At 71.4% G+C, this 19,674-nt stretch carries 18 protein-coding genes; 11 read left to right on the top strand and 7 right to left on the bottom strand.

What is annotated here, in order from left to right:
- The first annotated feature begins 13 nt into the window (after positions 1 to 13).
- The gene (locus tag J5X86_RS22235) at positions 14 to 1,384 is read left to right on the top strand and encodes an 8-oxoguanine deaminase (protein ID WP_208518488.1); all 1,371 of its coding nucleotides are present in this window, start codon (positions 14 to 16) and stop codon (positions 1,382 to 1,384) included.
- A gap of 169 nt (positions 1,385 to 1,553) precedes the next feature.
- Entirely contained in the window at positions 1,554 to 3,401 is a 1,848-nt protein-coding gene (locus J5X86_RS22230) for an alpha-L-fucosidase (protein ID WP_208518487.1), read from the top strand.
- Between the two features lie 63 nt (positions 3,402 to 3,464).
- Here the strand turns inward: J5X86_RS22230 and aceB are convergent, their stop codons facing one another.
- Entirely contained in the window at positions 3,465 to 5,084 is a 1,620-nt protein-coding gene (aceB, locus tag J5X86_RS22225) for a malate synthase A (protein ID WP_208518486.1), read from the bottom strand.
- A 127-nt stretch (positions 5,085 to 5,211) separates the two neighbouring features.
- Positions 5,212 to 5,820, bottom strand: a complete 609-nt coding sequence (locus J5X86_RS22220) for an NTP transferase domain-containing protein (protein ID WP_078644568.1) — start codon at positions 5,818 to 5,820, stop codon at positions 5,212 to 5,214.
- A gap of 273 nt (positions 5,821 to 6,093) precedes the next feature.
- Between J5X86_RS22220 and J5X86_RS22215 the strand changes: the two genes are divergently transcribed.
- A complete protein-coding gene (locus tag J5X86_RS22215; RefSeq protein WP_043235715.1) occupies positions 6,094 to 6,411 on the top strand; it encodes a DUF5955 family protein in 318 nt (105 codons plus the stop codon).
- Between the two features lie 285 nt (positions 6,412 to 6,696).
- On the opposite strand, the gene J5X86_RS22210 is transcribed toward J5X86_RS22215, so the two are convergent.
- Entirely contained in the window at positions 6,697 to 7,527 is an 831-nt protein-coding gene (locus J5X86_RS22210) for an IclR family transcriptional regulator (protein WP_243981039.1), read from the bottom strand.
- A gap of 226 nt (positions 7,528 to 7,753) precedes the next feature.
- On the opposite strand from J5X86_RS22210, the gene J5X86_RS22205 reads away from it, so the two are divergent.
- The 4 genes from J5X86_RS22205 to alc all read left to right on the top strand — a co-directional run bounded on the left by J5X86_RS22205 (position 7,754) and on the right by alc (position 12,743).
- Positions 7,754 to 8,488 carry an aspartate/glutamate racemase family protein gene (locus tag J5X86_RS22205; protein ID WP_208518484.1) on the top strand — a complete coding sequence of 245 codons (735 nt, stop codon included), beginning with the start codon at positions 7,754 to 7,756 and terminating at the stop codon, positions 8,486 to 8,488.
- Between the two features lie 162 nt (positions 8,489 to 8,650).
- A complete protein-coding gene (locus tag J5X86_RS22200) occupies positions 8,651 to 10,138 on the top strand; it encodes an NCS1 family nucleobase:cation symporter-1 (protein ID WP_208518483.1) in 1,488 nt (495 codons plus the stop codon).
- Positions 10,139 to 10,203: 65 nt separating this feature from the next.
- On the top strand, positions 10,204 to 11,601 hold the full coding sequence (gene allB / locus J5X86_RS22195) for an allantoinase AllB (protein WP_208518482.1): 1,398 nt from the start codon (positions 10,204 to 10,206) through the stop codon (positions 11,599 to 11,601).
- Entirely contained in the window at positions 11,598 to 12,743 is a 1,146-nt protein-coding gene (alc, locus tag J5X86_RS22190) for an allantoicase (RefSeq protein ID WP_208518481.1), read from the top strand. Before allB ends, alc begins: the two co-directional genes overlap by 4 nt.
- A gap of 217 nt (positions 12,744 to 12,960) precedes the next feature.
- On the opposite strand, the gene J5X86_RS50860 is transcribed toward alc, so the two are convergent.
- Entirely contained in the window at positions 12,961 to 13,119 is a 159-nt protein-coding gene (locus J5X86_RS50860) for a hypothetical protein (RefSeq protein WP_243981037.1), read from the bottom strand.
- A 442-nt stretch (positions 13,120 to 13,561) separates the two neighbouring features.
- On the opposite strand from J5X86_RS50860, the gene J5X86_RS22180 reads away from it, so the two are divergent.
- Positions 13,562 to 14,731 carry a helix-turn-helix domain-containing protein gene (locus J5X86_RS22180; protein WP_208518479.1) on the top strand — a complete coding sequence of 390 codons (1,170 nt, stop codon included), beginning with the start codon at positions 13,562 to 13,564 and terminating at the stop codon, positions 14,729 to 14,731.
- A gap of 198 nt (positions 14,732 to 14,929) precedes the next feature.
- On the opposite strand, the gene J5X86_RS22175 is transcribed toward J5X86_RS22180, so the two are convergent.
- The gene (locus tag J5X86_RS22175) at positions 14,930 to 15,787 is read right to left on the bottom strand and encodes a hypothetical protein (RefSeq protein ID WP_208518478.1); all 858 of its coding nucleotides are present in this window, start codon (positions 15,785 to 15,787) and stop codon (positions 14,930 to 14,932) included.
- Between the two features lie 237 nt (positions 15,788 to 16,024).
- On the opposite strand from J5X86_RS22175, the gene J5X86_RS22170 reads away from it, so the two are divergent.
- Complete coding sequence (locus J5X86_RS22170; RefSeq protein WP_208518477.1) at positions 16,025 to 16,876, top strand: AIM24 family protein; 852 nt, start codon at positions 16,025 to 16,027, stop codon at positions 16,874 to 16,876.
- Positions 16,877 to 16,912: 36 nt separating this feature from the next.
- Here J5X86_RS22170 and J5X86_RS22165 read toward each other — a convergent pair whose 3' ends face one another.
- Positions 16,913 to 17,098: a DUF6126 family protein gene (locus J5X86_RS22165; RefSeq protein ID WP_208518476.1), complete on the bottom strand. Its 186-nt coding sequence runs from the start codon at positions 17,096 to 17,098 to the stop codon at positions 16,913 to 16,915.
- Positions 17,095 to 17,772 (bottom strand): helix-turn-helix domain-containing protein, encoded by a 678-nt coding sequence (locus J5X86_RS22160; RefSeq protein ID WP_243981036.1) that lies wholly within the window; start codon positions 17,770 to 17,772, stop codon positions 17,095 to 17,097. Before J5X86_RS22160 ends, J5X86_RS22165 begins: the two co-directional genes overlap by 4 nt.
- Before the next feature lie 190 nt (positions 17,773 to 17,962).
- Between J5X86_RS22160 and J5X86_RS22155 the strand changes: the two genes are divergently transcribed.
- Together J5X86_RS22155 and J5X86_RS22150 are read left to right on the top strand one after the other, a co-directional pair.
- Complete coding sequence (locus J5X86_RS22155) at positions 17,963 to 18,391, top strand: ribonuclease (RefSeq protein WP_078644587.1); 429 nt, start codon at positions 17,963 to 17,965, stop codon at positions 18,389 to 18,391.
- A gap of 229 nt (positions 18,392 to 18,620) precedes the next feature.
- Entirely contained in the window at positions 18,621 to 19,589 is a 969-nt protein-coding gene (locus tag J5X86_RS22150) for a sugar kinase (protein ID WP_078644588.1), read from the top strand.
- Positions 19,590 to 19,674: the final 85 nt, after the last annotated feature.

The following is a 19,674-nucleotide window of genomic DNA, read 5'->3' as shown; positions in this document are numbered from 1 at the left end:
AGGGCCACGCTCCGTGCACCGCATCGTCATCGAGAACTGCGCCGTCGCCACCGTGGACGCGCGGGACACCGAGTACGCGTCCGGCCATGTCGTCGTCGCCGGCAACCGCATCGAGTCGGTGGGCGAGGGGCGCGCGCCGCAGGGGCTGGAGGGCGTCGTCCGCCGGGTCGACGGTACGGGGCATCTGGTCACCCCGGGCCTGGTCAACACCCATCACCACTTCTACCAGTGGCTCACCCGCGGCCTGGCCCAGGACAGCAACCTCTTCGACTGGCTGGTCGCGCTCTACCCCATCTGGGCGCGGATCGACGAGCCGATGGTCCACGCGGCGGCCCGCGGCTCGCTCGCGATGATGGTGCGCGGCGGGGTCACCACCGCCATGGATCATCACTACGTCTTTCCGCGCGGCAGCGGCGATCTGCTGGACGCCGAGATCCGCGCGGCGCGCGAGCTGGGCGTGCGGTTCACCGCCGCCCGCGGCTCCATGGACCTCGGCACCTCCGACGGCGGGCTGCCGCCGGACTTCGCCGTGGAGTCCACCGAGGACGCGCTGGCCGCCACCGAGAAGGCCATCGACACCCACCACGACCCGGGGTTCGACGCCATGCTGCGGATCGCGGTCGCGCCCTGCTCGCCGTTCTCCGTCTCCACCGAACTGCTCCGCGAGGCCGCGGTGCTGGCCCGCCGCAAGGGCGTACGGCTGCACACCCACGGCTCGGAGACGGTGGAGGAGGAGAAGTTCTGCCAGGAGCGGTTCGGGATGGGGCCGACCGACTACTTCGAGTCCACCGGCTGGCTGGGCGAGGACGTGTGGATGGCCCACTGCGTCCACATGAGCGACACCGACATCCAGGCGTTCGCCCGGACCGGCACCGGTGTGGCCCACTGCCCCTCGTCCAACGCCCGGCTCGCCGCCGGGATCGCCCGCGTCCCCGATCTGCTCGCCGTGGACGTACCGGTCGGCCTCGGCGTGGACGGCACCGCCTCCAACGAATCCGGTGAGCTGCACACCGAACTGCGCAACGCGCTGCTGGTCAACCGGCTCGGCGGCCACCGCGAGAAGGCGCTGAACGTCCGTCAGGCGCTGCGACTCGGCACCTACGGCGGTGCGCGGGTGCTCGGCCGCCAGGACCAGATCGGCTCGCTGGAGCCGGGCAAACTGGCCGACCTGGTGCTCTGGAAGCTGGATGGCCTCGGCCATTCGTCGATCGCCGACCCGGTCGCGGCCCTCGTCCTGGGCGCCCCGGCCCCGGTGACCCTGTCGCTGGTGAACGGCGCCGCGGTGGTGGAGTCGGGCCGGCTGCTCACCGTGGACGAGGACGAGATCGCGCGGGAGGCGCGCACCGAGGCGCGACGCCTGGCCCGTATCGCGGCGGACGACTGAACACCGCGCCGATTCATCGGATGGGTCGCCGTGGCGAGCCGCTTCTCGCGGCCACCGGCTGCCCATCGGTGCGTTCGGGCCCCGTTGACATCCCATCTTTACGGTTCTAGGTTCCCGTACGCGGCTGGCCAGCCCTCCTGTCCGACCACCCATGAGCACAGGAGCCGCCATGCGCACGTCCAGACGACGAGCCGTCATCCCTCTCCGAGCGCTCAGCCTGCTGCTCGGCATGGTGCTGGCGACGATCCTCAGCGGCCCTTCCGCCGCCACCGCGGCGCCGGCGACGGCGACGGCGCGGGAGCCCGGACCCGGCACCGACTACGCGACCGACGATCCGTTCACCTCCGACCGCACCGGCTGGTGGCGGCAGGACCGCTTCGGGATGTTCATCCACTTCGGCGCCTACTCCCAGCTCGAGGGCGAATATCAGCGGGCGGACGGGACCGTCTGCCGCGACGCGGAGTGGATCAAGCGAAGCTGCCAGATCCCGATGAGCGAGTACGAGGACGCCGCCCGGGACTTCAACCCCGCGTCCTTCGACGCCAAGGCCGTCGTGAAGGCGGCCAAGGACGCCGGGCAGCGCTACATCGTCATCACCTCCAAGCACCACGACGGATATGCGATGTGGCCGACCAAGCAGAACACCTGGAATCTGCGTGACCACTCCTCCTTCGACCAACGGCGGGACATCCTGGCCGAGTTGAAGTCCGCCGCAGACGCCGCCGGGATCAAACTCGGCTTCTATTACTCGATCTGGGACTGGCACGACAACGACTTCGCCGACCCCGCCACCTTCCCCCGCTATGAGAAGCGGATGTACGCCCAGCTCAAGGAGCTGGTCGACAGTTACCATCCGGCGCTGCTCTGGTTCGACGGGGAATGGGACGCGGACAACCCCACCAACACCTGGTCGGCGCGGGACGGCGAGCGGCTGCAGACGTATCTGCACGGGCTCGACCCCGATCTGATCACCAACAACCGGGTCGGCAAGCGGCGCGTCGTCGACGGCGACTACGGAACGCCGGAGCAGGAAATCCCGGACGCGCCCGTGGCCGGGCAGTTGTGGGAGAGCTGCATGACCCTCAACGGCCACTGGGGCTTCGCCAAATACGACCAGGACTGGAAGTCGCCCGCCACCCTCACCCGCAATCTCCTCGATATCGCGAGCCGTGGCGGCAATTACCTCCTCAATGTGGGCCCCGACAAACTGGGCCGCGTTCCCCAGCCCTCCGTCGACCGGCTGCGCGAGATCGGCTCCTGGCTGCGGACCTCCGGCCAGGGCCGCGCGGTGTACGGGGCCGGGGCCACCGGGCTGGTCGACGAGCCGTCCTGGGGCGCGGTCAGCCGGTCGGGCGACCGGCTGTACGCGTCCGTCACCTCCTGGCCCGCCGCGGGGCAGCCCCTCCACCTCACCGCCAGGGCGCCGTTCACGGTGACCGGCGCCCGGGTGCTGGGCAGCGGACAGCGGGTCGAGGTGGCCAAGGCGGGCGACGGCTTCGATCTCACCCCCTCCGGCGGCCCGGCCGACCCCACCGCCTCGGTGATCGAGCTGACGGTGAAACCGGCCCCGGCCGCGCCCCAGGGCCGGGGCCAGGGGCTGCGGGAGGAGGTCTTCGCCAATGAGACCTTCACCGGGCCCCCGGCCGTCACCCGGACCGACCCGGCCGTCAACCACATCTGGAGGTTTGCCGGCTCCCCGGCCGCCGATGTCCCCGCCGACCACTTCGGCGTCCGCTGGACCGGCTTCCTCCAGCCCCGCCACAGCGAGACCTACACGCTCACGACCGTCTCCGACGACACCGCGCGGGTGTGGATCGACGGCCGTCTGGTCATCGACAACACCACCCCGCATGAACCACAGGTCGACAAGGCGGCCGTCGCGCTGCGCGCCGGAACCAAGCACGCCATCAGGATCGAGTACACCGAGCAGACCGGAGAGGCCCACATGAAGCTGCTGTGGTCCAGCCCCAGCGTGCCCCAGCAGATCGTGCCGCGCTCCCAGCTCTATACGCCGTAAGGGCGACCGGGGCCCCGGACCGTATCCGTACGGTCCGGGGCTCTCGCGGCCGAACGGAGCGGCTCAGCCCAGCAGTTCGTACGCGGGCAGCGTCAGGAACTCCGTGTAGTCCGCGTCCAGCGCGACCCTCAGCAGCAGATCGTGCGCCTGGCTCCACTTGCCCGCGGCGAAGGCGTCCTCGCCGACCTCCTCGCGGATCGCCGCCAGCTCCTCGGCGGCGACCTTACGGACAAGATCGGCGGTGGCCTTCTCGCCGTTCTCGAAGACCACCCCCGCGTTGACCCACTGCCAGATCTGGGAGCGGGAGATCTCGGCGGTGGCCGCGTCCTCCATCAGGTTGAAGATCGCGACGGCGCCGAGGCCGCGCAGCCACGCCTCGATATAGCGGGTGCCGACCTGCACGGCGTTGCGCAGGCCGTCATGCGTGGGCTTGGCGTCGAGCGACGCGACGTCGATCAGCTCGGCCGCGGTGACCCGGACGTCCTCGCGCAGCCGGTCCTTCTGGTGCGGCCGGTCGCCGAGGACCGCGTCGAAGGAGGCGCGGGCGACCGGGACCAGATCCGGGTGGGCGACCCAGGAGCCGTCGAAGCCGTCGTTCGCCTCACGGTCCTTGTCGGCCTTGACCTTGTCGAACGCGACCGCGTTGACCTCGGGGTCGCGGCGCGAGGGGATGAAGGCCGCCATGCCGCCGATCGCGTGCGCGCCGCGCTTGTGGCAGGTGCGGACGAGCAGTTCGGTGTAGGCGCGCATGAACGGGGCGGTCATCGTGACCGCGTTGCGGTCCGGGAGGACGAAACCGGGGCCGCCGTCGCGGAAGTTCTTGACGATGGAGAAGAGATAGTCCCAGCGGCCCGCGTTGAGCCCGGAGGCGTGGTCGCGGAGCTCGTAGAGGATCTCGTCCATCTCGTACGCCGCCGTGATCGTCTCGATCAGAACGGTGGCGCGGATTGTCCCTTGCGGAAGCGAGAGATGGTCCTGCGCGAAGACGAAGACGTCGTTCCAGAGGCGGGCCTCGAGATGCGACTCGGTCTTGGGGAGGTAGAAGTACGGCCCCTTGCCCTGGGCGATCAGCCGGCGGGCGTTGTGGAAGAAGTACAGCCCGAAGTCGACCAGGGCGCCGGGGACGGGGCGGTCGTCGGCGGCCCGCAGATGGCGCTCGTCGAGATGCCAGCCGCGCGGCCGGGTGACGACGGTGGCCAGCACATCGTCGGGCCGCAGTGCGTAGCTCTTGCCCTCGGGGGAGGTGAAGTCGATCCGGCGCTCATAGGCGTCGATCAGATTGAGCTGGCCGCCGATCACATTCGCCCAGGTGGGGGCGGAGGCGTCCTCGAAGTCGGCGAGCCAGACCTTGGCGCCCGAGTTGAGGGCGTTGATGGTCATCTTGCGGTCGGTGGGGCCGGTGATCTCCACCCGGCGGTCCTCGAGGGCGGGCGGGGCGGGGGCGACGCGCCAGTCGGGGTCGTCGCGGATGTGGGCGGTCTCCGGGAGGAAGTCCAGGGTGCTGGTGCGGGCGATCTCGGCGCGGCGCTCCGCGCGGCGCGCGAGCAGCTCGTCCCGGCGCGGGGTGAAGCGGTGGTGGAGCTCGGCCAGGAAGGCCAGGGCCGCGTCGGTCAGCACTTCCCCCTGACGCTCCAGCGGTTCGGCGTCGACGATGGCCAGCGGGGAAGGCGCTGGTGCGGACATGGGCTGTCACTCCTTAGACGAGTCTCAGCTGGACGCTCGCAGTGATTTTGTCTTGTGGATAATAAGTTTCTCATGGTGGAAGTTCAATCTTCTGTTGAACGCCGGGTCCGTTGCCCCCCTCGACGTCTCATTCCAGCAGCGTCAAGTCCTCGGGGGTGTCGATGTCGTCCGTACGGGCGATATCCGAGCAGTCGACGAGCGTGATCGCGGACTGATGCGCCCGCAGATAGGCGCGTGCCCCCCGGTCGCCCTCCGCACTCGCCGTGATATCCGCCCACCGGTCCGCGCCGAACAGCACCGGATGCCCCCGCTCCCCGCCGTACGCGGCGGCCGCCAGGGTCGACGGCGAGCGATACGCGGCCACCACCCGCGCCACGGCCTCGGCGCCGATCCCCGGCTGGTCCACCAGCGCGATCAGCGCCGCCCGCGCCCCCGTACCGGCCAGTGAGCCGAGCCCGGCCCGCAGCGAGGAGCCCATGCCCTGCTCCCAGTCGGGGTTGTCGACCAGGACGTACCCGGGCAGCCGGGCCCGTGCCCGTACGGTCTCGGCCGCGGCGCCCAGCACGATGTGTACGGGCGCGCAGCCGCCCTCGCGCAGCGCCCGCGCGGCGTGCTCCACCAGCGGCCGCCCCCGATGCGTCAAAAGGGCTTTGGGGCGCCCGCCCAGCCGCCGGCCGCCCCCGGCCGCCAGCACGATCCCGGCGACCTGCGCGGAGTCATCCGTTGTGCGATCCATGGGCCCTGCTTACCGCACCTGGGGGCCGTGCGGGGGCTTCATCCCAGCCGGTCTGATTTTCGCTCTCCGTATAGCGCGTCGTGCACTGAGTGGCGTTAACTGATCCGCGGCCCCTTGTGTCCGAATCCACGCGAGGTGGAGGGTTGGGGCGGCCATGCGGGAAGGGGGCAGGCTGTGCGAGAGGGCGCGAGGGGGCGAAGGGCAGTGTTGGCCAACGATGGCGCGGGGCTCTGGGGTGAACCCGGTGCCTTGTCAGTGGAGGGCGCCGCAGTCGTGGAAGCCAGGCGAGTGGCGGGCACCGATGACGATCCGAGAGCGGCCGAGCTGCGCCGTGCCGTGGCCCGGCTCAGGCGTGATCTGGCCGCCCACCCGGCGGAATTACCGGACCGGGCGATCGCGGACGACGAGCTGGCCGCGCTCGATGCCATGGCCCGCACCGGCGCACCGGAGCTGCATCGCCTGCGCCGCTCGCTGCTGCTCATCGCGGGCGCGCTGGGCTCGGTCAGCGCACTGGGCTCCGCCCTGACGGGCGTCCGCGCGGCGATCGACCAGTTCAACAACGTGCCGCAGCCGGGCAGAGGGCGAGACTGAGCGGCGGCCCGTGGTCCCGCCCGGCCGCGGGCGGCCCTGTGGCCTTGCCCCCGTTGCCCCGCCCGCCCCGGTGGCCCGCTCCCCATGGCCGCCTTCCGCCGGGCGATGGGACGACGCGTGCGTCGAGCGGGATGCCCGGCCGCGCGCCTGCGTCGAGTTGGGACGCCCGGTCGCCCGGTGGTGCTTCCGGCAGCGCCGACGCCGCACTCGGTCCCGTCCGCCCCGCGCAGGCCGCACCTCATCGAGCCGCGCGGACGGTGGCCCGCCCGCCGGTCCCCTCCGCCGTCAGGCGGACCCGGTGCTGGCCAGCACCCCCGACAGCTCGACCGCGACCTCCTTGAGGATCGGCACGATCTGCTGTGTGGCCTCGTCCGTCACCCGGCCCGCCGGGCCCGAGATGGAGATGGCCGCCGGTGCGGGGGAGTCGGGCACCGGGACCGCGAGGCAGCGCACGCCCATCTCCTGCTCGTTGTCGTCCACCGCGTAGCCCTGCTCGTGGACCTGCCGCAGCGCGTCGAGGAACTCGTCCGGCGAGGTGATCGTCTTCTCGGTCACCGCGGGCATGCCGGTGCGGGCCAGCAGGGCGCGCACCTCCTCGGGAGGCGTGCTCGCCAGCAGCGCCTTGCCGACGCCCGTGGTGTGGGGCAGCACTCGCCGCCCGACCTCGGTGAACATCCGCATCGAGTGGCGCGAGGGCACCTGCGCCACGTACACCACCTCATCGCCGTCCAGCAGCGCCATGTTCGCGGTCTCGCCGGTCTCCTCCACCAGCCGCGCCAGATACGGCCGCGCCCAGGTGCCCAGCAGCCGGGCCGAGCTCTCGCCGAGCCGGATCAGCCGGGGCCCGAGGGCATAGCGGCGGTTGGGCTGCTGGCGGACATAGCCGCAGGCCACCAGCGTGCGCATCAGCCGGTGAATGGTGGGCAGCGGCAGCCCGCTGCTGGTGGAGAGCTCGCTCAGCCCGACCTCGCCCCCGGCGTCGGCCATCCGCTCCAGCAGGTCGAAGGCGCGCTCCAGGGACTGGACGCCACCGGATCCGGCGGTGGTGGCGGCGGTCTTGGACTCGGCGGACGGCACGTCGGTGTTCCTTTCACAGCGGTCGGCACCGGCCCGCATACGGTGACGATCCGCTGCCGACCGGCCACGGGCAGCCTACCGGTCCCCGGCGACGCCCACAGCGGGCTTGCACTGACGGTCCGCGCCGGTCACGGCGGGTGTGCCGGAGCGGCCGGGGACTGGCCGCTCCCGGACACGGGGGCCCCTTGACCGCGGGGACATCGCTGGCTACATTTCTGCGGCGCGGAATTACATTTCCATTGTATGGAATCGCCAGGGGAGCTCCATGCGCATTCTCGTGCTGAACCCCAACACCACCGTCTCCATGACGGCAGCGATCCGGGCCATCGCGGAGGCGAGCGCGAGCTCCGGCACCGAGATTGTCGCGACCGAGCCGCTGTGGGGGCCGGAGTCGATCGAGGGCCACTTCGAGGGATGTCTCAGCGCCGCCGCCGTACTGGACCGGCTGGCCACCTGGGACGAGCCCTTCGACGCCCTGGTGATGGCGGGGTTCGGTGAACCGGGCCGCGAGGCGGCGCAGGAACTCCTCGACGTGCCGGTCCTCGACATCACCGAGTCCGCCGCCCAGATGGCCATGATGCTCGGCCATGCCTACGGGGTCGTCACCACCCTGGACCGGGCCGTTCCGCAGATCCGGGACCGGCTGCTGGTGGCGGGGCTGCTGGGGCGCTGCGCGGCGGTGCGCGGCACCGGCCTCGGCGTCCTGGAGCTGGAGGCGGACCCGGAGCGCACCGTGGAGCTCATCGTCCGGACCGCGCGTGAGGTAGTGGAGCGGGACGGCGCCGAGGTCGTCTGTCTGGGGTGCGGCGGCATGGCGGGGCTCCAGGAGCGGGTCTCGGCGGCGCTGGGCGGGGTTCCGGTGGTGGACGGCGTCGCCGCCGCGGTGCGTTTCGCCGAGGCGGTCGTCGGGCTCGGGCTCTCCACCAGCAAGGTGCGCGCCTTCGCCGCGCCCCGTCCCAAGGCCATCGGCGGCTGGCCCATCAGCGCCCGCCCGTCCTGAATCCGAGGGTTTTCCGATCCGCGATCCGAGGGTTCTCCGATCCGCCGGGCGGACCGGGCCCACGGGCGACGTTCACGGCAACGCCCGCGTAATCGATCGGCAACACCTTCGCGGCACCGTCATGCGGAAAAGAATTTCCGTCCCAGTTCCCCGGAGGGCGCCATGGCATCACCCGCCACACCAGACCCCCGTCTCTATAACGAGGACCTCGCCCCCGCCGTGGAGCGCACATGGGGGACGTACAGCATCTTCGCCATGTGGATGTCGGACACCCACGCGATCAGCAACTACGCCTTCGCGGCGAGCCTGTTCGTGCTGGGGCTGCCGACCTGGGAGGTGTTCCTGTCCCTGCTGGCCGGAGTCACCATCCTCTACTGGTTCATGAACCGCATGGGCCACGCCGGCCACCGCACCGGGGTGCCGTTCCCCGTGCTCGCACGAGCCAGCTGGGGTGTGTACGGGGCCAACATTCCCGCCCTGCTGCGGGCGGTGATGGCGGTCGCCTGGTACGGCATCCAGACCTGGCTGGCCTCCGAGGCCTTGGTCCTCCTCGGCGTTCAGTTGGCGCCCTCGCTCGCCGACTACGACCGCGACTCCATCCTCGGTCTGTCCACCCTCGGCTGGATCGCCTTCCTGGTGATGTGGCTGCTGCAGGCGGTGCTGCTCACCCGGGGCATGGAGTTCATCCGCAAGGTGCAGGACCTGGCCACCGGTCCGGTGGTCTGGCTGGTGATGCTCGCGCTCGCCGTATGGCTGATCGCCAAGGCGGGCGGGGACATCTCGCTCACCGACAGCCTGACCGGGCTCAGCGGGGGCGAGCAGCTCCATCAGAGCCTGATCGCGGTCAGCCTGACGGTCGCCACCTTCCTCACTCTCGTGCTCAACTACGCCGACTTCGCGCGGTTCACCCCAGACCACCGGGCCTACCGGCGCGGCAATCTGCTCGGGCTGCCGGTGAACTTCACCGCCTTCGCCGTCGTCTCCGTGCTGATGACGGCCGGCACGATCTCGGTGTTCGGTGCGGCGATCTCCGATCCGGTCGAGATCATCGCGAAGATCGACAACCCCGTGGTCACGGTGCTCGGCGCACTGTCCTTCATGGTCGCCACCATCGGCATCAACGTCGTCGCCAACTTCGTCTCGCCCGCGTACGACTTCGCCAATCTCGCGCCGAAGTATCTCGACTTCCGGCGCGGCGGCATGATCACGGCGGTGCTCGCGATCGTGGTCATGCCGTGGAAGCTCTACTCCAGCCCGGTCGTCATCCAGTACTTCCTGGGCGCCCTCGGCGCCTTCCTCGGCCCGCTGGTCGCCATCCTGCTCGTGGACTACTACCTGGTGCGGCGCGGCCATATCGACGTCGACGCGCTCTTCAGCGCCGATGCGTCGGGCGCGTACTACTACCGCAAGGGCTTCAATCCGGAGGCGATCATCGCCTTCGTGCCCTCGGCCGCGATATCGGCGGTGCTGGCCTTGGTCAAGGGGTTCGAGGACCTGGCCCCGTTCTCCTGGGTCTTCGGAATGGCCCTCGCCGGGGGTATCTATGCCCTGAGGTCCGCGAGGACCCGGACCGGCGGGACAGGGGCCGATGCGCCGATTCCGTCGCCGGTCGCGGCTGGTGGGGCCTTGACCGGGCCGTCCGCCGAGTGAATCATTCAACGGAAAGTTGATTCCGTTTCGCGGAATCGGCGAGGGTGGAGGCGAGGAGGATATCGGTGCCCGACGTGGAGCTGGTGCTGCGCTCGGCCAGGGTGGTCACGCCGGACGGCCTGCGCGCGGCCTCCGTGTCCGTCGCCGACGGCCGCATCGTGGCCGTCGGGCCGTACGACACCCCGGACCCGGACGGCGCGAGGGTCGAGGACCTCGGCGACGACGTCCTGCTCCCCGGCCTCGTCGACACCCACGTCCATGTCAACGACCCCGGCCGCACCGCCTGGGAGGGGTTCGGCTCCGCCACCCGCGCCGCCGCGGCCGGCGGCGTCACCACCCTCGTCGACATGCCGCTCAACAGCGTCCCGCCGACCACCACCGTCCAGGCCCTTGAGGTCAAACGGGCCGTCGCCCGGCGGTCGGCCCATGTCGACATCGGGTTCTGGGGCGGCGCCGTGCCCGGGAACGCCCCGGACCTGGAGCCGCTGCACGACGCGGGCGTCCTCGGCTTCAAGGCGTTCCTGCTCCCCTCCGGCGTGGACGAGTTTCCGCCGCTCGCCCCCGATCAGCTCCAGACCGCCCTCCGCGAGATCGCGGGCTTCGGCGGACTGCTGATCGTCCACGCCGAGGACCCCCATCTCATCGACGGCGCTCCGCCGCCGACCGGTCCCCGCTACACCGACTTCCTGGCCTCACGCCCGCGCGCCGCCGAGAACGAGGCCATCGCGGGCCTCATCGCCCTCGCCCACGAGCTGGACGCCCGCGTCCACGTCCTGCACCTCTCGTCCGCCGACGCGCTGCCGCTGATCGCCGACGCCCGCCGTAAGGGCGTCCGGATCACCGTGGAGACCTGCCCGCACTTCCTGACCCTCACCGCCGAGGAAGTCCCCGACGGCGCCACGGAGTTCAAATGCTGTCCGCCCATAAGGGAGGCCGCCAACCAGGACGCGCTGTGGGCGGGCCTGGCGGCCGGGGAGATCGACTGCGTCGTCTCCGACCACTCGCCCTGTACGGCCGACCTCAAGGTGGACGACTTCGGGCGGGCCTGGGGCGGCATCTCCTCGCTCCAGCTCGGCCTCCCCGCCGTCTGGACGGCGGCCCGGCGGCGCGGCCACACCCTCCACGACGTGGCCCGCTGGATGTCCACCGGCCCCGCCGCGCTCGTCGGTCTCGACCGTAAGGGCGCCATCGAGGCCGGCCGCGACGCCGACTTCGCGGTCCTCGCCCCCGACGAGACCTTCACCGTCGACCCCGCCGCCCTCCACCACCGCAACCAGGTCACCGCCTACGCGGGCAGAACGCTCTACGGCGTCGTACGGTCCACCTGGCTGCGCGGCCGGAAGATCGCCGACCACGGCGCGATCGCCGACCACGGCGCGATCGCCGACCGTGGCGCGATCGCCGACCGTGGCGCGACGAGCGAACCCACCGGCCGACTCCTGGAAAGGCAGCCCCGCACATGACCGCGCCGATCCCCCGCTTCACCGGCGACGCCGCCCCGTACGGCGGTGGCGATCCGTACGCCGACTACCGGACCGCCGACCTCCCCTTCACCCACCTCGTGGACCTGGCCGACCGGCGGCTCGGCGGCAGCGTGGTCGCGGCCAACGACGAGTTCTTCGCCGAGCGCGAGAATCTGCTGAAGCCCGAACCCCCGCACTTCGACCCCGCCGCCTTCGGCCACAAGGGCAAGGTCATGGACGGCTGGGAGACCCGGCGGCGGCGCGGAGCCTCGGCCGACACCCCGCATCCGGCCGAGGACGACCACGACTGGGCCCTGATCCGCCTCGGCGCGCCCGGCGTCGTCCACGGCATCGTCGTCGACACCGCCCACTTCCGCGGCAACTACCCGCGGGCGGTGAGCGTCGAGGCGGCGGCGGTGGACGGCACCCCGTCCCCCGAGGAACTCCTCGCCGACGACGTCGTATGGACGGAACTCGTCCCCCATACGCGGATCGGCGGCCACGCGGCCAACGGCTTCCCGGTCTCCGTAGGCCGCCGCTTCACCCACCTCCGCCTCAAGCAGCACCCCGACGGCGGCATCGCCCGCCTCCGCGTCCACGGCGAGGTCGCCCCCGACCCGGCGTGGCTCACCGCGCTCGGCACCTTCGACGTGGTGGCGCTGGAGCACGGCGGCGCGGCCGAGGACGCCTCCGACCGCTTCTACTCCCCGCCCGCCAACTCCATCCAGCCCGGCCGCTCCCACAAGATGGACGAGGGCTGGGAGACCCGCCGCCGCCGCGACACGGGCCACGACTGGGTCCGCTACCGCCTCACCGCCCAGGCGTCCCTGCGCGCCGTGGAGATCGACACCGGCTGCTACAAGGGCAACGCACCGGGCTGGGCGGCGCTGTACGGCCTCGACGCCACCTCCGGCGCGGACCCGGCCGACCACACCTCCCCGGCCTGGACCGAACTCCTGCCCCGCACCCGCCTCCAGCCCGATACGGTCCACCGCCTCCTCCTCGACGCCGCCCCGCCGGTGACCCACGTCCGGATCGACATCTACCCGGACGGCGGCGTCGCCCGGCTGCGGCTGCACGGAACGCTGACCGAGGCGGGCGCCGAGCGGCTCGCCGCATGCCATACGGAGCTGAGCGACTAGCTCCCTCCCCGGCGGGCCTCCCGCACCCGACGAGAGGTTCAAGCCCTCAGGCTCGCTGCCTACAGGTACCGGACGCGGAGGCGGGGACCGAGCGAGCCCGCGCGTATCCGTGACGACTTGCCCCGTCCCCACCGCGATGGTGAGGCGGGGACCGGTTGAGTGGCCGGCCAGTGACGAGCCCCACCCCGTTCTGCTGGGGGTGGGGCTCGGTTTCTGGTCAGTCGGCGTCGGGCTCTCGCACCAGCAGTTCATCACCGGCCGGAAAGCGGGCGGCTCCGTTCTCCTCCCAGGTGACCACGACGGCTATCCCGCCCATCGGGCCCTGGGCGGTCGACGCCTTCTTGACCGTGCGCCACTCGCCGTCGTAGCCGATCACGTCACCCGGACAGATCAGGGCAGCGCGCTTGGTAGGCAGGCTTAACCGTTCTTGTCGGCGGGCCTGATGCGGTCCAAAGGGGCTTCCCACTCGAGGCCACCTCCCCTCGGCCGCATGAACGCCGTTTGGCTGAACACCTTTCCGGTGCCCTTGACGCGTTCCTCAACTACGCCTTGCAGCTCGCCTGTGCATCCGGTCTCAGTGTCTTCGACAAGCGTGCCCTTCGAGTACGGCAGACCGCCGTGACTGAGCACCGTCGGTGGATTCTCTTGTGTCTGTGCCATGATCCCTCGTCCCACCTGTGCATATGTGTCTCACGCAAGAGAACTGCCGCAGTGCAAAGCGAGCTTGCACACCTCTTGCACAGGGTGCAAGCACATGAGTGCTGAGAGTGAGACGATGGATCAGAGGTAACGCCAGTCGAGTGGGGAAGACGCACACTATGAGCGCGACCAAGATTCCCGGACCCGGTGCGAATGTGGCCGTTTGCCGCAAGGCGCGCGGCTTCAGCCAGGTTGCCCTTGCTCGGCGTGCAGGCGTGTCCGTCTCGCTGCTCAGCAAGATCGAGGTGGGCGACCGCGCGCTGACCCAGGGCATTGCCGCTGCTCTCGCCCAAGCCATGGGGCTGACGCTGGATGAGCTGCTGGGCACGGCCCCTGTCGAGCGCACCGACGAGAAGAGCCTTGCCGCCCTCAATTACGTCATTCGACGGTTCGACATCCCCGATACACCGCCGACCCACCCCGAGGACCTTCCGCGCAGCCTGGCCGAGCTGAACGAGCACCGCTATCGGACCGAGCTGTCGGCGGTGTTGCAAAAGCTCCCGGGCGTGCTGGCCGACGCGACCAACTACGCGCACGCCACCCAATCGCCCGACGCCTGGACCCGTGTCGCCGATACATACTCGGTCGTCTACTGGCTGGCCGCCCGACACCGCTGGATGCACCTCGCCGAGCTGGCCGTCATGAAACAGCGGTTGGCCGCCGAGCGTGCGCACCCCATCGCGGCCACGGTGGCCGCCCGGGACGAGGCCGGAGCCTTCCTGAACTCCGGAGACTTCGCGGGCGGGTTGGCCATTGTGGACCGTGCCGTTGTTGAGGCCGAGTCGACCTTGCGAGGCCATGACCGCGCCTATGGCCTGGGCATCCTGCACCTGCGCGGGCTGACGCTGGCCGGTCGGATCAAGGACAAGGCAACCGCCCAACGGCACAGCGCGGCAGCGTGGCAGGTGGCCGAGGAGTTCCCTGAGGACGTCGAGGACCATGGCATCCACTTCGGGCCCGAGAACACCGCAGTGCATGTCATTTCGACGGCCTCTGACATGGAGGACTACCGCGAGTCTGTCAATACGGCGGATGACCTGATCCGGGGTGGGGTGACGCTTCCGGCCACGCGCGTTGGCCCGCTGCACATGAACATCAGCCGGTCAAAGCTTGCCCTGGGGGACCGTGACGGGGCTCTCGAATCGCTCGAAGCGGCTTGGGACGTCGCGCCGGAGATGGCCCGGGTGCATCCGACCAGCCAAGAGCTGATGCGCGTGCTGACCTCGCTGCACCGCCGCAGCAACCCGCGCCTTACGAAGCTGGCCAAGAGGGCGGGCGTGCCCTTCTGACCGTCAGCGCCGAAACGGGCGACGGCGTGGAGGGCGGGTTGGGCGAGCGTGGCTGCTTCACGCAGCGCAGCTTCAAGGCATGGCGGAGCTGTGCGCCGTGCCCCCGTATGACCCCGGCCCGGGGGGAACGGCTGGCTCGCCCAGGTTGCTGGGCACCTCGCCCGGAACGCGCGGGGCGCCGCCTTCTGGGCTGATCGCTCAGCCCGTCGGCTCCGGGACCCCGATCGGGTTGGGGAAGCGCAGGGCGGCGGCGCAGGCGGTGGCCAGTGGGGTGAGGAGCCGTACCAGGGTCGCCACCTCCTCAGGGCCCAGCGGTCGCCAAGGGCGTTCCGCCGCTCGGTCGGTCGCGGTCTCGGCCGTCCTGAGCAGCTCGCGTCCGTCCTGCGTCGCGGTGCCGTCCGGGGTGAGCAGGGCCCGGTCGGTCAGGCGCCGGGCGGCGGCGTCCCACTCCTGGTCGGTCCAGCCGCGGTGGGGCTGGAGTTCGGTGCGGGGGAGGTCGACGCCGGATCGGAGGACGAGGGCTTCGCAGCCGTCGAGACCGGCGGCGACCAGGGCCGCGACATGGCCGTCGCCGCGGTGCTCGCGCAGCAGGGTCGTCGCATGCCACAGCCGTTCGACCGGCTTGTCGGGGAAGTCCAGCGCGCCGTTCGCGGCGGCCAGCACCCGGCCGGACCCCTCCAGGCCCGCCGCGCGGGGGACCAGGGCCTCGGCGGCGCGTTCCACCTCGCGCTCGCGCCCGGCGAGCAGCCGGTCGAGGGCGGCCGCGGCGCCCGTACGGCGGAGCTCCAGGGCCCGCCCGGGCGTGGTCAGGGACCAGACGTCGGGCAGGGCGCGGGCGACCATGGCGGGCGCGAAGGTGAAGAAGGCCGCCACGACGGGCTCCGGCCCGACCGGTCCAAGCGGCGCGGCGCGGCCCGCGAAGTAGCCGCGCCAGAAGCCGCGCAGCCCCACGTCCTCGTACGCGGCCGCGGCCTCCGGTGCGAAGTACGCGACCGCGTGGATCGGCTCGAAAAGGGCCCACATCGTGCGGGCCGTCGTCGCAGCGCTGGTGTTCATCGCCATGCTCCCTTCAGCATCGCCCCCGGGGCCGGACCACGACCGGCATTGTGCCAAGCTCCCGGAACCCGGACATCCGGGTCGGACGTTGACCCGGATGTCCGGTTACGACATCACCTGACACCATCTGGCAGCACCGGACGCGACGGACGGGACGGACGGGAGCGATGAGGCCGATGAGGCCGATGCGACCGACCCGAGCCGACGCGCCTGATACGACCTTCGAGGAGATCGGCTGTGACCCTGCGGCAAGAGATCGTCGGCAACGCCATGCAGATGGCGGTCTGCACCCTGCAGCCGGGGCAGACCGTCTACTGCGAGGCCGGGAAGTTCCTGTTCAAGACGGCGAACGTGACGATGGAGACCCGGCTGTCCGGGCCCGGCGGGGGCGGCGGTCAGGCCGCCGGGGGCAGTGGCGGGAACGCCGGGGGCAGTGGCGGGAGCGCCGGGGGCGGCGGGATGGGCGGGATGCTGCGCCAGGCCATGGGCACCGCCATGCAGGTGGGGCAGCGGGCGCTGGCCGGGGAGTCGCTGGCGTTCCAGTACTTCACCGCCACCGGCGGCGAGGGCACCGTCGGCTTCGCGGGGGTGCTGCCCGGTGAGATGCGGGCGCTGGAGCTGGACGGGGCGCGGGCGTGGTTCGCGGAGAAGGACGCCTTCGTGGCGGCCGAGTCCACTGTGGAGTTCGGGATCGCCTTCCAGGGCGGGAAGACCGGGCGCAGCGGCGGCGAGGGATTCATCCTGGAGAAGTTCACCGGGCACGGCACGGTGATCATCTGTGGTGCGGGCAACTTCATCGACCTGAATCCGGCCGATTTCGGCGGCCGGATCGAGGTCGACACGGGCTGCATCGTGGCCTTCGAGGAAGGCATCCGGTACGGCGTGGAGCGCATCGGCGGGCTCAACCGCCAGGGGCTGATGAACGCGGTCTTCGGCGGTGAGGGACTGTCGCTGGCCACGCTGGAGGGCAATGGGCGGGTGATCCTGCAGTCGCTCACCATCGAGGGCCTGGCGAACGCCCTGAAGAAGGCGCAGGGCGGCGACAAGCAGGGGCCGACGGGCGGGATGTTCTCCACCCACGCGGGGTGACGAGCGGCTGGGCCTCTGGGCCCCGGCCCCCGCCTCTTACCCGCCCGCGACGTAGAAGAGGAAGAAGAGGAAAGCGGCGATGAAGTGGACGCCCACGAGGTAGATGAAGACCCGGACCGTGAAGCTCATCGGCGCCCGGTCCTCCTCGTTCGGGCCGGTCCGGGCATGCACCGTCGGGTCCGCCCGGGTATCGCTCGCGGTCATGTCGTTCGCGTCCGTCATGGCGTACCGGGCCTTCCTCGGCGAGGGGCGTCGCCGAGGCAGAGCTCGGCCGCGCCGCTCTGCAGCAGCGTGTGGACGAAGAGCAGATCCACGCCGCCGGGCGAGGCGGCGGCGATGCGGTGCGGGGTGAGCGAGTCGAAATGGGCCGCGTCGCCCGGGGAGAGGGCGTGCACGGTCTCGCCGAGGGTCAGCCGCAGCCGGCCCCCCAGGACGTAGAGCCACTCCTCGCCGGGGTGGACCCGCACCAGGCCCTCCTGGGCGCCGGAGCGCTCCGGCACATGCAGCCGCAGCGCCTGCATGGCCCGGCCGGAGCCGCCGGCCTGCCAGTAGGTCCAGCCGCCGGCCTCCTGCGCCTCCATGCGGTCGGCCCGCACGACCGGGTCCCGTTCCGAGGTCCCCTCGCCGAGCAGGTCGGATACCGTGGTTCCGTAGGTACGGGCCAGGGTCAGCAGCATCGGGAGCGAGGGCTGGCGGCGGCCCGTCTCCAGCCGCGACAGATGCGCGGGTGAGAGCCCGACGCGATGGGCGGCGGCCTCGAGTGTCAGACCGCTGCGCCGCCGCAGGTCACGCAGGCGGGGAGCGACGGTGGGCAGCTCGGCGGACGGTCCGCCGGGGTGGCCGTCGGCCGGTCCGTCCGTGGGCCCCTCGTCGGGACCGTGGGGGAGCGGGTGCATGTCTCCGGTATAGCCAGTCTTGACCTCTCGGGCAAAAGTTTTGCCTGAGAGGCAAGAAGCGCGCCGGGGCGGGCGGGAGGTTACGTTTTCGTTACCTCCTCTGGCGCTTCGCGCAGTTCTTGTGAACTCCCGGCGAACGGCGGTCACTTGGCATTGACACGACAGCGTCTACGCGCGTCATGCTATGTCTATGACAATCCCCCCACGGATCGCTCGCATCGGTGCTCTCGGCGCCCTCGTCTCGACGCTGATCATCGGCGGTACGGCCACCGCGGCCACCGCTGTCGCCCCGGCGGCCTCGCAGACCGTTGTGTCGTCGCAGGTCATCGCGGCCGTCGGCGACATCTGCTACTCGGATCTGCCGTCCCAGGCCCATGACACCCTGGACCTGATCGAGCAGGGTGGCCCCTACCCGTTCCCCCAGGACGGCACCGTCTTCCAGAACCGTGAAGGCGTCCTTCCGTCCCAGTCCTCCGGTTACTACCACGAGTACACCGTGATCACCCCGGGCTCCGACGACCGTGGCGCCCGGCGCATCGTCACCGGTAAGCAGACGGACGAGGACTACTACACCTCGGACCACTACGCCTCGTTCGACCTGGTCGACCGCGGCTGCTGACGCAGCCCCACCGAAGACCGCCACCCCCCGCACCGCGGCCGCTGCCCCTCATCAGGGCAGCGGCCGCAACGCTGTCTGCGCCCGCCCTCAGATCCGCCCTCGGCCCCCCCTCAGGCCCGCTCTCCGTCCCGCCGTCGCCCCGATAACGGTCACCGCCCGGGAACCCCGCGCGGGTCATTGTCGTTGCTTCCCGATACCGTCTCGGTTAGCGGCGGACGTGCGGGGAGGCATGGTGGCGAACGGTCCGGAAGTGGTCACGTGCGGGGAGGCGATGCTCCTGCTGCTCGCCGAGCCCGGGGTTCCGCTGGACCGGGCCGTGCATTTCCGCCGGTCGGTGGCGGGGGCCGAGTCCAATGTGGCCGTGGGCCTCGCCCGGCTCGGCCACGGGGTGCGCTGGCTCGGCCGGGTCGGCGCCGACCCCGCGGGGGAGGCGGTGCTGCGCGAGCTGCGCGCCGACTGTGTGGACGTCGCCCACGCGATCGTGGACGACCACGCCCCCACCGGGCTGCTGATGCGCGACAGCCATGCGCACCGCGCCATCGATGTGCAGTACTACCGCATGGGATCGGCCGCCTCCCGGCTGACGCCCGAGCAAATACGCCCCGAGGCCCTCGAAGGCACCCGGCTGCTCCATCTGTCCGGGATCACGCCGATGCTCTCGCCGACCGCGGCGGCCGCGAGCCGGCGCCTGGTGGAGCTGGCCCGTGCGGCCGGGGCCAAGGTGTCCTTCGATCCGAACGTACGACACAAGCTGGGCGGCGCGGCGCAGTGGGCCCAGACGGCGGGCCCGTTGCTGCGCGATGCCGACATCGTCCTCGCGGGCGAGGACGAGTTGGAGCTGCTGACCGCCCAACCCGCCGACGAGGCCGCGCGGGAGCTGCTGCGCGGCGGGGCCGACGAGGTCGTGATCAAGCGCGCCGACCACTCCTCGACCGTCCTCACCGCGGACGGCGGCTGGGACCAGGCGCCCCACGCGGTGCCGGTCGTCGACCCGATCGGGGCCGGTGACGGCTTCGCGGCCGGCTATCTGTCGGCCCGCCTGCGCGGGCTGCACGAGCACCAGGCGCTCGCCGAGGCGGTGTGCGTGGCCGCCCTCGTCGTCCAGGCCGCCACCGATACGGACGGGCTGCCCACCGCCGCCGCGCGGGACCGGGCGCTCGCCGAGCTGTCCAAGGGCGGGGACGCGGTATACCGCTGAGCCGACACAGGCAACACGGACAACGGAGACAGCACAGACAGCGCGGACAGCGCCGGTAACACCGACAAGCCAGATATCGATCCAC

Source organism: Streptomyces sp. NEAU-YJ-81 (assembly GCF_017592595.1).
GTDB classification, from domain to species: Bacteria; Actinomycetota; Actinomycetes; order Streptomycetales; family Streptomycetaceae; genus Streptomyces; species Streptomyces hygroscopicus_B.
This window is presented reverse-complemented; position numbering and strand designations above follow the sequence as displayed.